The 13962-nt window shown below is 63.2% G+C and carries 12 protein-coding genes; 5 read left to right on the top strand and 7 right to left on the bottom strand.

Translation table 11 applies throughout. The annotated features are described in order from the left end of the window. Positions 1-5: 5 nt before the first annotated feature. The 3 genes from ACS5Q1_RS05870 to ACS5Q1_RS05880 all read left to right on the top strand — a co-directional run bounded on the left by ACS5Q1_RS05870 (position 6) and on the right by ACS5Q1_RS05880 (position 3565). A complete protein-coding gene (locus tag ACS5Q1_RS05870) occupies positions 6-1397 on the top strand; it encodes a D-alanyl-D-alanine carboxypeptidase family protein (protein WP_473097300.1) in 1392 nt (463 codons plus the stop codon). Positions 1398-1512: 115 nt separating this feature from the next. Continuing rightward, a complete protein-coding gene (locus ACS5Q1_RS05875) occupies positions 1513-2421 on the top strand; it encodes a DMT family transporter (RefSeq protein WP_473097301.1) in 909 nt (302 codons plus the stop codon). Between the two features lie 4 nt (positions 2422-2425). Beyond that, the gene (locus ACS5Q1_RS05880) at positions 2426-3565 is read left to right on the top strand and encodes a CobW family GTP-binding protein (RefSeq protein WP_473097302.1); all 1140 of its coding nucleotides are present in this window, start codon (positions 2426-2428) and stop codon (positions 3563-3565) included. Here the strand turns inward: ACS5Q1_RS05880 and ACS5Q1_RS05885 are convergent. The 3 genes from ACS5Q1_RS05885 to ACS5Q1_RS05895 are packed head-to-tail and all read right to left on the bottom strand — an operon-like array spanning position 3562 to position 6226. After that, complete coding sequence (locus tag ACS5Q1_RS05885) at positions 3562-4329, bottom strand: ABC transporter permease (protein WP_473097303.1); 768 nt, start codon at positions 4327-4329, stop codon at positions 3562-3564. The genes ACS5Q1_RS05880 and ACS5Q1_RS05885 overlap by 4 nt on opposite strands. A 7-nt stretch (positions 4330-4336) precedes the next feature. Continuing rightward, a complete protein-coding gene (locus ACS5Q1_RS05890; protein WP_473097304.1) occupies positions 4337-5128 on the bottom strand; it encodes an ABC transporter ATP-binding protein in 792 nt (263 codons plus the stop codon). A gap of 60 nt (positions 5129-5188) precedes the next feature. Then, positions 5189-6226, bottom strand: a complete 1038-nt coding sequence (locus tag ACS5Q1_RS05895) for an ABC transporter substrate-binding protein (protein ID WP_473097305.1) — start codon at positions 6224-6226, stop codon at positions 5189-5191. A 301-nt stretch (positions 6227-6527) separates the two neighbouring features. Here ACS5Q1_RS05895 and ACS5Q1_RS05900 point away from each other — a divergent pair, with 301 nt between their 5' ends. After that, a complete protein-coding gene (locus tag ACS5Q1_RS05900; RefSeq protein WP_203442082.1) occupies positions 6528-7535 on the top strand; it encodes a TerC family protein in 1008 nt (335 codons plus the stop codon). Positions 7536-7645: 110 nt separating this feature from the next. Here the strand turns inward: ACS5Q1_RS05900 and ACS5Q1_RS05905 are convergent, their stop codons facing one another. After that, a complete protein-coding gene (locus tag ACS5Q1_RS05905; RefSeq protein WP_201839525.1) occupies positions 7646-8107 on the bottom strand; it encodes an Lrp/AsnC ligand binding domain-containing protein in 462 nt (153 codons plus the stop codon). Between the two features lie 114 nt (positions 8108-8221). Between ACS5Q1_RS05905 and putA the strand changes: the two genes are divergently transcribed. After that, the gene (putA, locus tag ACS5Q1_RS05910; protein WP_473097306.1) at positions 8222-11320 is read left to right on the top strand and encodes a bifunctional proline dehydrogenase/L-glutamate gamma-semialdehyde dehydrogenase PutA; all 3099 of its coding nucleotides are present in this window, start codon (positions 8222-8224) and stop codon (positions 11318-11320) included. 128 nt (positions 11321-11448) lie between these two features. Here putA and ACS5Q1_RS05915 read toward each other — a convergent pair whose 3' ends face one another. The 3 genes from ACS5Q1_RS05915 to atpD all read right to left on the bottom strand — a co-directional run bounded on the left by ACS5Q1_RS05915 (position 11449) and on the right by atpD (position 13951). Further along, on the bottom strand, positions 11449-11961 hold the full coding sequence (locus ACS5Q1_RS05915; RefSeq protein ID WP_203442080.1) for a 2'-5' RNA ligase family protein: 513 nt from the start codon (positions 11959-11961) through the stop codon (positions 11449-11451). 38 nt (positions 11962-11999) lie between these two features. Further along, positions 12000-12401: a F0F1 ATP synthase subunit epsilon gene (locus ACS5Q1_RS05920; protein WP_203442078.1), complete on the bottom strand. Its 402-nt coding sequence runs from the start codon at positions 12399-12401 to the stop codon at positions 12000-12002. Positions 12402-12511: 110 nt separating this feature from the next. Continuing rightward, positions 12512-13951: a F0F1 ATP synthase subunit beta gene (gene atpD, locus ACS5Q1_RS05925; RefSeq protein ID WP_473097307.1), complete on the bottom strand. Its 1440-nt coding sequence runs from the start codon at positions 13949-13951 to the stop codon at positions 12512-12514. Positions 13952-13962: the final 11 nt, after the last annotated feature.

Here is a 13962-nt window from a genome sequence, read left to right on the forward strand (position 1 = left end):
TCCGCATGAACGTTAGCCGAGCCCTCCGCGTGACAGCCTTTGCTTTGACTGCTCTGATGAGCGGTTCGGCTCTGGCCGCCGGCGGCCCCGCTCTTGTGGTTGAAGTGGAGTCCGGCCGCGTCCTGCACGCGGAGCGCGCGACTGACCCGTGGTTTCCCGCCTCGATTACCAAGCTGATGACGGCCTATGTGGCCCTCGACAAGGTCCGCTCCGGCCAGTTGAGCATGGAAACGCTCCTGACCGTCTCCGATAGCGCGGCCGCCCTGCCTCCGTCCAAGATGGGCTTCAAGCCCGGCACGGAGATCCGTCTCGACAACGCCTTGAAGATCATGATGGTCAAGTCAGCGAACGATGTCGCTGCAACCATTGCCGAGAATATCGGCGGCTCGATCGACGGCTTCTCGGAACTGATGAACGAGCATGCCCAGCACCTCGGCATGGTCAGCAGCCACTTCGTCAATCCGCACGGCCTGCCCGATGAGCGCAACCAGACTTCGGCCCGCGACATGGCCGTGCTCGCCCGCGCGCTGCTGCGCGAGTTTCCCGCTCACGCAGACCTGTTCGATATCGGCGCAGTCCAGTTCGGTCGGCGCATCATGCGCAACACCAACGGGCTGATCGGCCGCTATCCCGGCGCCGACGGCATGAAGACCGGCTTCATCTGCTCGGCCGGATTCAACGTGGTGGCGAGCGCGACCCGCAATGGCCGCCATCTCATCACCGTCGTGCTCGGCGCTCCCTCCGCCAACGAGCGCACGATCAAGGCGGCTGAATTGTTCGATCGCGGCTTCAGCAGCAAGGTGAACTTCACCAATCCCGAGCTTGCTGCTTTGCCCGCCTCGGCCAATACCACGCCGCCCGACATGCGCCCCGTCATCTGCGACCGGCGCGGACCGATGCCGCAGGAAGAGGATACTCCGGCCGTCGCCGAGACCGACAGCAACATCCCGAACCTGTTCTCCTCCGAGGTCATGGCCTTTGCCGGGGATTCCTCTGAGAACCCGGTGCGCACCGTGCTCGGCCCCCGTGCCACGGTTCAGCCTGAGCGCGTCTGGATCGGCATGAATCCTCCCTCCGAGGCCGAGCTGGCCGCCCAAGCGGCAGCGGAAGAGGCCGCCGAGCAGGCCCGCAAGGCGAAGACCAAGAAGGCCACCGCTTCCAAGAAGACGCCGGCCAAACAGGCCGACGCCAAGGCATCGGATGACAAGAAGGCCGACGCGAAGGAGCCCGTGAAGGCTACCGCCAAGGGCAAGGAGCAGTCACGCGCCAGCGTCGCCGTCAAACCGGTGACCGGCAGCGCCAAACCTGCCGCAAAGTCGAAGCCCTCGACGGATACCAAGGCCAAGGCCCCGCAAAAGGCCGACGCCACAGCAAAGCCGAAATCCGTCGCGAACTGATCCGACAGATATCTGCTTCTCTGAAACGCCCGGCCATCGACCGGGCGTTTTGTTTTGGGCCTTGCATTCCCGTCCCTTTCGGGCGAACGGTTCCGCCTCATAGCCGAACCTTGCAATGAATCGCACCTCCTCCCCCGCCGACGGTCTGCTCTTCGCCCTCGTCTCAGCCAGCCTCTACGGTTTCAATATCGTCTATGCCCGCATGGCTTCCTTTGCGGGAGCCAATGGCTCGGCCATCGTGGTCTACCGTGTCTTCTTGATGCTGGTGCTGGTCGGCATCGTCGCCGCCGTCACGAGAAGTTCCCTGAGGGCGGCCCGGGTGGAGCGGGGCACGCTGCTTCTCCTCGGGATCTCCACCGCCTTCGTGGGCATCTGTTATCTCTCGTCGGTGGCTTTCATTCCAGTCACGGTGGCGGCGGTGGTGTTCTACACCTTTCCTAGTCTCATCGTGCTCGCGAGCCCCTTCGTGGAGGGAACGAGACTCACGCCAGCTCTGCTTGGTGTGGTGGCAACGGCAACACTCGGCGTTGCCCTCGTCGTCGGACCGGTTTTCGGCGATCTCGACTGGCGTGGCCTGGCCCTCGCCTTCGGCGCGAGCATCGCCACCGCGATCCAGTTCTTTGCTGCCGCGCGGTGCCGCAAGACCGGCGTCATGGCCAAGACCTTCTGGATCCACCTGATCGTGCTGCCGACCGCCGCGCTCATCAGCCTGGCCGCGGGCCAGCTCGCACCACCCTCCGCGCTCGCCATCGCGCCCTTCGCGGTCGCCATGACGATCGGCGGCTACGTATTCGGTTTCGTGCTGCAGCTCCTGGCGCTCGGACGCATCACCGCAGTTGCGGCCGGTATCATCTACTGCACAGAGCCCGTGGTGGCTGCCGTTGCATCAGCCGTCATCCTGAACGAAACGCTCGTCCCACTGCAAATCGCGGGCGGGGCTCTTGTGCTGGCGGCTATCATTGCCAACGTTCTGTTGGAACAGCGCCGCCTGAAGGATGCGCCCCTGGTGCCGATTGCGGATTGACCCGATGACAACCATGACTCCCCCTGCCCCGATCCCGCTCACCATCCTCACCGGCTTCCTGGGGTCGGGCAAAACCACCCTGCTCAACCGGCTCCTGAAGGATCCAGCGCTGCAGGACACAGTGGTCATCATGAACGAGTTCGGCGAGATCGGCCTCGATCACCTGCTGGTGGAGACCATTGACGAGGGCATGGTGCTGCTCTCCGCCGGCTGTCTCTGCTGCACCGTGCGCGGAGACCTCATCGCGACGCTCGAGGATTTGCTGCGCAAGCGCGATAACGACCGCATCCTGCCGTTCAAGCGCGTGATCATCGAGACCACGGGCCTCGCCGATCCGGCACCGATCCTCCACGCCGTACTCTACCATCCCTATCTGTCGATGCGTTACGCGGTCGAAGGCGTGGTGACGGTGGTCGATGCGGTGAATGGCACGGCCACCCTGGATGCGCATCGCGAAGCCGTGAAGCAGGCGGCCGTGGCCGAGCGGATCGTCATCACCAAGACCGATCTCGTTCAGGATTGGGACAGCCTCACCCTGCTGCGCGAGCGATTGCACCAGCTCAATCCCGGCGCGGCTCTTCTGGAGACGGATGCACCGGCCGAGGCGGTCATCTCGGGCGGTCTCTTCGGTCTCGACGGCAAGATCGCCGACGTCGCCGCATGGCTGAAAACGGAGGCTGTCGAGGAGGCGGAGCGCGAGAGCCATGCTCATCAGCATGGGCACCATCATCACCATCACGGCCACGATCATCACCATCATCACGATGTGAACCGGCACGACGAGAAGATCCGTGCCTTCTGTCTCACCAGCGACGAGCCGATCCGCCAGGGAACGCTCGACATGTTCCTCGACCTTCTGCGCTCTTCTCAAGGAGCGAAACTTTTGCGCGTGAAAGGACTCGTGGCTCTGGCCGAAGACCCAGAGCATCCGGTCGTGATCCACGGCGTGCAGCATGTGATCCACGTTCCCGCAGTGCTGCCGCGCTGGCCGAGCGAGGATCGCCGCAGCCGCATCGTGTTCATCGTCGATGATCTCGAACGCGAGACAGTGGAAAAGCTCTGGAACGCCTTCCTCGGACGCCCCGCTGTCGATCAGCCCGATGCGGCAGCGCTCTCCGATAATCCGCTGTCGTTGAGGCGTTAAGCCGCCATCTGCGAGCGCTGCGCCCAGCCGGTCATGGAGCGCTCCACATAGGCCGTGATCACGTACATGATGACGCCGAGCACCGCGAGCACCAGGAGGGCCGCCCAGACAAGAGGTACTTCGAAGGCCGCGGAGGCGCGGGTGAGCAGGTTACCGATGCCCACGTTGGACGCATTCTGTTCGCCGATCACGGAACCCACATAAGCCAGCGTGATCGCGACTTTGAGCGAGCCGAAGAAATACGGCATCGCGCGCGGCACACCGACCTTGAACACGATGTCGCGCTTCGAGGCGCCGAGCGCCCGCAGCACGTCCTCCATTTCCGGTTCCACCGTGGAGATGCCGGTGGCGACGTTCACCACGATGGGGAAGAACGAGATCAGGAAGGCCGTCATCACCGGCGGCACCCAGCCGACGCCGAACCAGAACACGAGAATCGGAACCACGGCCACTTTCGGGATCGAGTTGAAGCCCACGAGCAGCGGATAGGTGCCGGCATTGATGAGCCGCGAGGAACCGAGCAGCATCCCGAGCAGCAGCCCGAACCCGACCGCAAGGCCGAAGCCGGCCAGCGTCATCCAGAGGGTGTGCATGGCGTGGTAGGCAAGCTGATTCCGGTACTCCCACACGGCGAACAGGATTGTGGAAGGCGCCGGCAGGATGAAGCTCGAGATCCTCAGAACATGGCAGAGGATTTCCCACAGGACGAAAAAGCCGATGGTGAAGACCCATGGAGCAAGAGCGAGCTGGTTCTTGGTTTTCATGGGTTTCTCATGCCGCTTGGCGCGCCTGCGCGATGTGACCGCGCAATTCGTGGACGAGAGCGGAGAATTCCGGCGTGTAGGTGATCTCGAGATCGCGCGGCCGCGGGAATTCGACTTCCCGCTCGGCAACGATGCGGCCCGGACGCGCGCTCATGCAGAAGATTCGATCCGACAGGAACGCGGCCTCGCGCAGATCGTGGGTGACCAGAATGATCGTGACCTTCTGCGCCGCATGCAGATCGCGCATTACGCACCACAACTCCTCGCGGGTGAAGCTGTCGAGCGCGCCGAAGGGCTCGTCGAGCATCAGGAGTTTCGGCTCATGGATCAATGCACGGCAGAGCGAGGCGCGTTGCTGCATGCCGCCCGAGAGTTGCCAGGGAAACTTGTGCCCCTGCCCCTTCAGGCCGACCTGCTCCAGCAGGCTCTCCGCCTTGGCCACATATTCCGCCTTGTGACGACGCAGGCGTGAGCGGTGCGGCTCCACGATTTCGAGCGGCAGGAGGATGTTGTCGAGTGTCGTGCGCCAGGGCAGCATGGTCGGGTTCTGGAAAGCCATGCCGGCAAGTTTCACCGGTGCCCCAACTTGCTTGCCGTCGACGATAACGGTGCCTTCACGGGGAAACTGCAAACCGGTGGCAAGCTTCATCAAAGTGGATTTTCCGCAGCCCGAGGGGCCGACGATGGCGGCGAACTCGCCCTCGTTCACCTTGAGGTTCAGGTTTCTGACGGCAGGCAAGCCATCCTCGGCCCGCGCATAGACATGGGTGACGTCGTGAATGTCGACAAAGGGTTTCATGAAACAATGCCGTCGGGTCAAAAGAAAAGCCCGGCTGCTGTCACAGCCGGGCTCGAACGATCAGTTCACCTTGCGCTGGTCGGCGGCGGGGAGGAACTGCTCCGTGAACACGGCGTCTACCTCCGGCTTTGTCTTGTAGGTGAAGGTGAGGCCGATCTGGTCGAGGGCTTTGGCGAAGCGAACCTTGTCGATGCCGCCAAAACCGTTCTCCTTCACCCACGGGGTGATCATGTTCTGCTCCAGCACCATCTTGAGGCGCTCGAGTTCCACGTCCTTCTTGGCGACGTCGTTGCGCTTGATCACCGAATCCACTGCGCTCGACGGATCCTTCACCGTATCCTGCACGCCCTTCATGATGGCGCGCAGAAGCCCCTTCACGGCCTCCGGCTTCTCCTGGGCGAACTTCTGCGAGACGATGATGGTGTTGCCGTAGAGATCGACGCCGTAATCGCTCATGAGCATCACGACGATATCGTCCGCCGGCACGCCGCGGGACTTCAGGTTGATGTAGGAAGACATCGAGAAGCCGAACACCGCATCGACTTCTCCCTGAGCCAGCATGGGCTCGCGGACCGGGAAGCCCACGTTCTCGAACTTCATGGTGGAATCGTCGATCTTGTTGACGGCCTTGAAGATCGGCCATTGCGCATAGGCGCCGTCGGCGGCAGGCGCGCCGAACTTCCTGCCCTGGAGACTCGACACCTCCTTGGTGATGCCGCGGCTCTTGCGCCCAATGATGGCGAAGGGCGGACGGTCATAGATGACCATCACGGCCTTGATGTCGGTACCGGGATTCTCGTCACGGAAGCGCACGAGGGAGTTCACGTCGCCGAAGCCCACGTCATAGGTGCCCGAGGCGACGCGGGAAATCGGCTCGCGGGAGCCTGCGGCCGGATCGATCGTGACGTCCAATCCCTCTGCCTTGAAGTAGCCCTTGTCGATGGCAACGGCGAAGGGGGCCGCCGGGCCTTCCCAGCGCCAGTCCAGGGAGAACCGCACGGGTGTTTGAGCCTGAGCCGCAGCGGACCCGAGAAGCACGGCCGCTCCGGCCAGCATCCCCTTGACCCACTTCGCCTTCGTCGAACGATCCGCAAACATCACCGTCACCTCTGTTTTTATGGTCTGTGGCCTCGTGGCGCTCTTTTTCACCATCTGTCCTGTTCTTGACCATGCAATCAGATCGGCTCTCCGGGTCAAGTCTCTTGCCCGGGCAACCCCGCCTCCAGAACCGGCACATGACGTAAAATTGAGCAGAAATTCTTAAGTTCCGGACCCTTGACGGGCACGAGAGAGCTTCCCACGTTGAGACCCATCGGCAACCGGGCCCCTCTGGCAGGATGCAGTATGCGGCTGTGATGTCGGCGCCGATGCTTGAACAGAAGCAATCATAGGTCCGGTTATGCCAGAATTCCTGCTCATGGAATGGCTGGGAAAGCCCGTCTGGATGTGGACGGCTTTCCTGAGCCTTGTCGTTTTTCTCCTCGCTTTCGATCTCGGTGTCCTGAACAGAAAGGACAAAGAACTCGGCGTGAAGGAGAGTCTCCTGCTATCTGCTTTCTACATCGGCATCGCAGCCGCCTTCGGTGCCTATATCTGGTGGTCCTTCGAGACCGGCCTGCTGGTGACCGAAGACGGCACGCACGCGGGCATCTCGTATTTCACAGGCTTCTTCATCGAGAAGTCCCTGTCGATCGACAATGTCTTCGTGATCTCGCTGATCTTCAGCTACTTCGCGATTCCTCGGAAATACCAGTACCGCGCCCTCGTGTGGGGTATCATCGGCGTCATCGTTCTGCGCGGCATCATGATCGCATTGGGCGCCGCGCTGGTACAGGAATACGCGTGGATGCTCTATGTCTTCGGCGCCTTCCTCATCGCGACGGGCATCAAGATGCTGGTCGTGCCCGAGAGCGATCCCGACATCGAGAAGAACCCGCTCGTCCGCTTCCTGCGCAACCACATGCGGGTGACGAACCGCCTGCACGATCAGCACTTCTTCGTGCGGGAGCCCGATCCGAAAACGGGCAGGATCGTCACCTGGGCGACGCCGCTCTTCCTGGCCCTTGTGGTGATCAATGTCGCGGACCTGATCTTCGCGGTGGATTCGGTGCCGGCGATCTTCGCCATCACCACGGACACCTTCGTGGTCTACACCGCCAACATCATGGCGATCCTGGGCCTGCGGGCGCTCTACTTCGCGCTGGCCGCCATGGTGCATCGGTTCCACTACCTGAAATACGCCCTGGCTCTGGTGCTCGTCTTCATCGGCGGCAAGATCTTCTGGAACCAGCTCGTGGGCAAGCTCGATCCCACCATCTCGCTCGGGGTGACTCTCGCCCTGATCGCAGGCGGTGTCGTCTACTCGCTCTGGAAGACGAAGAACGAGGAAGAGACCGTTACCGGTTAAATCACCTCATTCGTCATCACCGGCCTTGTGCCGGTGATCTCGTTTGGAAAGGTGCGCGCCCTTCTTATCGAGATGGCCGGGACAAGCCCGGCCATGACGTCATGCGGCAGTCACACCGGCAGCATGCCGTCGCTTTTCACTTCTTCCATCACCGCATAGGTGCGCGTCTCCTTCACGCCCGGAAGCGCGAGAAGGATCTCCCCAAGAAAATGCCGATAGGCGGCCATGTCGGCCACGCGGGTCTTGACCAGATAATCGAACCCGCCCGCCACCATGTGGCATTCGAGAACCTCTGGAGCGCGCTTTACGGCAGCGGCAAATTTCTCGAAGACGTCCGCCGTCGTCTTGTCGAGGGAGACCTCCACGAAGACCAGAAGCCCAAGCCCGAGCCGGTGCGGATCGAGCCTCGCGCCGTAGCCGGCAATCACCCCCTCCCGCTGCAGGCGCTTGACCCGCTCGCCGGTGGAGGTCGGCGACAATCCTACCTTTTCTGCAAGCTCGACCGTGGCGATGCGGCCATCGGCCTGGAGAGCTTTGAGAATCTTGCGATCGATCCGGTCCAAATCCGTCATTATCACGGCTCTTTTACACTTTCTCCGCTGTTTCTACGGCAGCATCGCCGATTTTGCCATCGAAACACGCCCGCCGGCCTCATATATTTCCGGAAACATCCAGAGGATTTTCCGATGAGCTCTGCTGCCAGCACCGCCCTGCCCTTCAACCCGCCCTATGCCGAAGACGACAAGGCCCTTGCGGCCCGGCTCCTTGCCGGCGCGCGGCTCTCGTCTGAGCGGGAGAAACGCGTCGACGAGCAGGCCGCCCGCCTGATCGAGGCGATCCGCGCCAAGGGCGGCGGCCTCGGCGGTGTCGAGGAGATGCTGCGGGAATATGCGCTCTCCACCAAGGAGGGACTTGCCCTGATGGTTCTCGCCGAGGCCCTGCTGCGGGTGCCCGATGCCGCCACCGCCGACCGGCTGATCGAGGACAAGCTGGGTCAGGCCGATTTCGCCGGTCACGAGGCGAAGTCCGATGCCTTCCTCGTCTCGGCCTCGGCGTGGGCGCTTGGCATCACTGCCCGCATCATCCAGCCCGGCGAGACGCCGGAAAGCATCCTGGGCCAGCTCACCAAGCGCCTCGGCCTGCCCGCAGTACGGACAGCAACCCGCCAAGCCATGCGGGTGATGGGCAACCATTTCGTGCTCGGCCAGACCATCGAGGAGGCGCTCAAGCGCGCCAGCTCATCGAAAGGCCGCGTCTACCGCTATTCCTTCGACATGTTGGGAGAAGGCGCCCGCACCGCCGAGGACGCCCGCCGCTATTTCGAATCTTATGCCTCCGCCATCGATGCCATCGGCCGTTCCGCCGGCAACGAGCCGCTGCCGAATCGTCCCGGCATCTCAGTGAAGCTCTCGGCTCTCCATCCGCGCTATGAGGCCACGAGCCGCGAGCGTGTCATGCGCGAGCTGGTGCCGCTCACGATCGAGCTAGCGCAAAAGGCGAAGTCCTACGATCTCAACTTCACCATCGACGCGGAAGAAGCAGACCGGCTCGAACTCTCGCTCGAGGTGATCGAGGCCGTGCTCGCCGATCCGTCGCTCGCCGACTGGAAGGGCTTTGGACTTGCCATCCAGGCTTACCAGAAGCGTGCCGGTTCGGTGATCGATGCGATCGCCGCCATGGCCGAGCGCTATGACCGCCAGCTCATGGTGCGCCTGGTGAAGGGCGCCTACTGGGACACGGAGGTGAAGCGCGCCCAGGAGCGCGGGCTCGACGATTACCCGGTCTTCACCCGCAAGGCGATGACGGACCTGCATTACATGGCCTGCGCCGAGAAGATGCTGTCCTTACGCCCGCGCATCTACCCGCAATTCGCCACGCACAATGCGCTCACCGTCGCGTCCATCATCGAGCGCGCCGGCGGAACGGAGGGCTACGAGTTCCAGCGCCTGCACGGCATGGGCGAAGCGCTCTATGCGCGGCTCCTGGAGGATAACCCGGGCCTCGCCTGCCGCGCCTATGCGCCGGTGGGCGGTCATCGCGATCTCCTGGCCTATCTCGTGCGACGCCTGCTGGAAAACGGCGCCAATTCCTCCTTCGTCTCAGTCGCGGCCGACACCGACGTTCCAATCCAGTCGCTGTTGAAGCGTCCAGCCGACATCATCGTGTCCGCCGACCGGGCACGTCATTCCAAGCTGCCCCTGCCGCGTGACCTCTACGGCCCGGAGCGCGCCAATTCGAAGGGCGTGGAGTTCGGCCATCAGGCCTCGCTCGATGCGCTGTTGGCGGAGATCAAGAAGGGTGGGCAGCAGAGCTTCAAGGCCGAGCCGCTGATCGACGGCAAGGCGGCCTCCGGCGCATCGCGCCCGCTCGTCAGCCCCATCGACGGCAGTACCGTCGCGGGTCAGGTGACGGAAACCTCGCCCGATGTGGCCGACCGCGCGATGATTGCGGCGCAGGCCGGCTTCGCAAAATGGAGCCGCGAGGATGCAAAGACCCGCGCTAAGGCTCTGCAGCGCGCAGCCAATCTATTGGAAGAGCGGCGCGGCGCGCTGCTTCACCTTTTGCAGGTCGAAGCTGGAAAGACCCTCGACGACGCACTCTCCGAGGTGCGCGAGGCGGTCGATTTCCTGCGCTACTACGCCGTCCAGGGTCGCACTCTCTTCGGAGCGGGCGAGGCGATGCCGGGGCCGACGGGCGAGAGCAATGTGCTGCGCCTGCGCGGCCGCGGCGTGTTCGTTGCGATCTCGCCCTGGAACTTCCCGCTCGCGATCTTTCTCGGCCAGGTCAGCGCTGCGCTGATGGTGGGCAACGCCGTCGTCGCCAAGCCCGCCGAGCAGACGCCGCTGATCGCCGATTTTGCCGTGCGCATCCTGCATGAAGCCGGTGTGCCGAAGACGGCGCTCCATCTCGTGCCGGGCGACGGACGCGTCGGCGCGCGTCTCGTCGAGCACAAGGACGTCGCGGGCGTGGTCTTCACCGGCTCGACGGAAGTGGCCCGTATCATCAACCGCACGCTCGCGAACAAGGATGCCGCCATCGTGCCGCTGATCGCAGAGACCGGCGGCATCAACGCCATGATCGTCGACGCCACCGCTCTTCCTGAGCAAGTGGCCGACGACGTGGTGATGTCCGCCTTCCGCTCCGCCGGCCAGCGCTGCTCCGCGCTTCGCCTGCTCTGTGTCCAGGACGATGTGGCCGACCGCATGATCGAGATGATCGCGGGCAATGCGCAGGAACTGAGGATCGCCGATCCGCGCGAGATCTCGACCCATGTGGGGCCGGTGATCGACCGCGAGGCGAAGAACAAGCTCGACGCGCATATCGAGGCGATGAAGCGCTCCGCCAAGGTGCATTATGCGGGCACCGCGCCAGCGAATGGCACCTATGTCGCGCCACAGATCTTCGAACTCAGCAAGCCGCACGATCTCGCGCAGGAGGTGTTCGGCCCGGTGCTGCATGTGGTGCGCTACAAGGCGGGTCGTCTTGGAGAGGTGATTCAAGCCATCGAAGGTACTGGCTATGGTCTCACGCTCGGTGTCCACTCGCGCATCGACGCCACCGTCGAACGCGTCGTGCAGGCTCTGTCAGTGGGCAACGTCTATGTGAACCGCAACATGATTGGCGCGGTTGTCGGGGTGCAGCCCTTCGGCGGTCACGGTCTGTCGGGCACTGGCCCGAAAGCCGGCGGCCCACACTACCTCCTGCGCTTTGCGACGGAACAGACAGTGACGATCAACACGGCGGCCGCTGGCGGCAATGCGAACCTGATTGCGATGGGGGAGTAGATCCTCTCACCGCATCCTTGGTTTTCTCTCGTCATTCCCGGACTTGTTCCGGGGATCCACGTCTTTAGACGCACCTAGAAAAGACGTGGATGGCCGTGACAAGCACGGCCATGACGTTGCGGGTGACTTCACGAACCAAAGTGAAAACGCCTCACTTTCTCCCACGGCCCACCGCGATACCACCACAACTCGAGCCCAACGGCCTTAACCTGAAACGACTTGAACCTGTCGCTCAGTTCTTCCAGGAGAGCCCTGGCCTGAGTCGGATCGACCTTGTTCTGCACCGTCACATGCGGATCATGGTTCTGCCGGTCCTGCGGCTTGAGCCAGTCAATCCATTGCAGGGCAAGATGTCGGCGCAGCTGTGCCAATTCCGCCGATTCAAGCATATATGCAACGCCGCGCCCGAGAGAGCGCAGACCTGTCACATCAAGAATGAAGGGTTTCTGGCCTGGAACCCACGTCTCGATGTCATGCTGAATGATTGGAAGATGCTCACCCGGCAGAGCATGGAACAGCGTGAGATGCGCGGGGATGAAATTGGACTTGGAAGGAAAGTAGCGCCGTCTTCTCTCTTCGAAGAAGGCGAAGGCTCGCTCGTCGAATGTCAGTGTGAGGATGAGCGGCGCGGTCTGGTCCATGAAATGAAAAACCCGGCTCGGGGCCGGGTTGTTTCAGCTTAGAAGTTCAGCGCCGCCTTGGCTTCGCGCAGCTGTGCGATGGCCGATTCAGCTGCATGCTTGGCTGCCGGTTCGTTGGTGGCGTCGTAGTGCATTTCCGCTGTCAGGATCTCCTGGTCGAGGATATCCTGAGTCAGCTCCTCTTCCGGAAGAGCGCGCTCGGCGAGGACCGTAAGGCCGTTCTGGTTCACGTCGGCGAAGCCACCGCGTACGAGGACGCGGCGCCCATTGCCGGGCGTGCTGGTGACCACGAGGAACCCGGTCTTGAGGGTGGTCATCACCGGCGAATGGCCGGCCAGAACCGTCATGTCGCCCTCGGTCGCCGGCAGCACGACGGCGTCGACCTCGCCGGAGAACAGCACCCGCTCGGGAGAGACGAGTTCGAAGTTGAAGGTAGCCATCTGAGCTCCTCGTCATCCCGACCGATGATCGGGAATCGTTTGGGAGATACGCTTGGACAAGAGCATCCCGGAGCGTGCAGGCACGGCTCCGGGATGCTGCTTAATTTAACTTAAGCCGCTTCGGCTGCGAGGCGCTGGGCCTTCTCGACGGCTTCCTCGATGCTGCCGACCATGTAGAAGGCAGCTTCGGGAAGGTGATCGTACTTGCCTTCCACGAGACCCTTGAAGCCCTTGATGGTGTCTTCGAGAGCGACGAGCTTGCCCGGCGAACCGGTGAAGACTTCGGCCACGAAGAAGGGCTGCGACAGGAAGCGCTCGATCTTGCGGGCGCGGGCCACGGTGAGCTTGTCCTCTTCGGAGAGCTCGTCCATGCCCAGGATCGCGATGATGTCCTGAAGCGACTTGTAGCGCTGCAGAATCTGCTGCACCGAACGCGCGACATTGTAGTGCTCCTCGCCGAGGATCGCGGCGGAGAGCATGCGCGAGGTCGAGTCGAGCGGGTCCACGGCCGGGTAGATGCCCTTCTCGGCGATCGAACGCGACAGCACGGTCGTGGCGTCGAGGTGGGCGAAGGAGGTGGCCGGAGCCGGATCGGTCAGGTCGTCGGCGGGCACGTAGATCGCCTGCACCGAGGTGATCGAGCCCTTGTTGGTGGTGGTGATGCGCTCCTGCAGCATGCCCATGTCGGTCGCAAGCGTCGGCTGATAGCCCACTGCGGAAGGGATACGGCCGAGAAGCGCCGACACTTCGGAGCCGGCCTGCGTGAAGCGGAAGATGTTGTCCACGAAGAACAGCACGTCCTGACCCTGGTCGCGGAAGTTCTCGGCGACGGTGAGGCCGGTCAGCGCGACGCGGGCGCGGGCACCCGGAGGCTCGTTCATCTGGCCGTAGACGAGCGCGCACTTGGAGCCTTCGCCACCGCCGTGCTTGTTCACGCCCGACTCGATCATCTCGTGATAGAGGTCGTTGCCCTCGCGGGTGCGCTCGCCGACGCCGGCGAACACGGAGTAGCCGCCGTGCGCCTTCGCGACGTTGTTGATGAGCTCCATGATGAGCACGGTCTTGCCGACGCCGGCGCCGCCGAAGAGGCCGATCTTACCGCCCTTGGCGTAGGGAGCGAGCAGGTCGACGACCTTGATGCCGGTGACGAGGATCTGGGCTTCGGTGGCCTGCTCGGCGTAAGACGGAGCAGGCTGGTGGATAGCGCGGACGCCTTGCGCCGGGATCGGGCCGGCTTCATCGACCGGCTCGCCGATGACGTTCATGATGCGGCCGAGCGTTCCGTCGCCGACCGGCACCGAGATCGGTGCGCCGGTATCGGTGACGGGCTGGCCGCGGACGAGGCCTTCGGAGGTGTCCATGGCGATGCAGCGCACGGTGCTTTCGCCGAGCTGCTGGGCTACTTCGAGCACGAGGCGGTTGCCGCCGTTCGTGGTCTCGAGAGCATTGAGGATCTCGGGCAGGTGGCCGTCGAACCGCACGTCGACGACGGCGCCGATGACCTGGGTGATGTGACCGACCTTGCCGGCGGGAGTAGCGGTGTTAGCCATGTGAGGCTCCT

It is taken from the genome of Microvirga sp. GN3 (assembly GCF_055792825.1).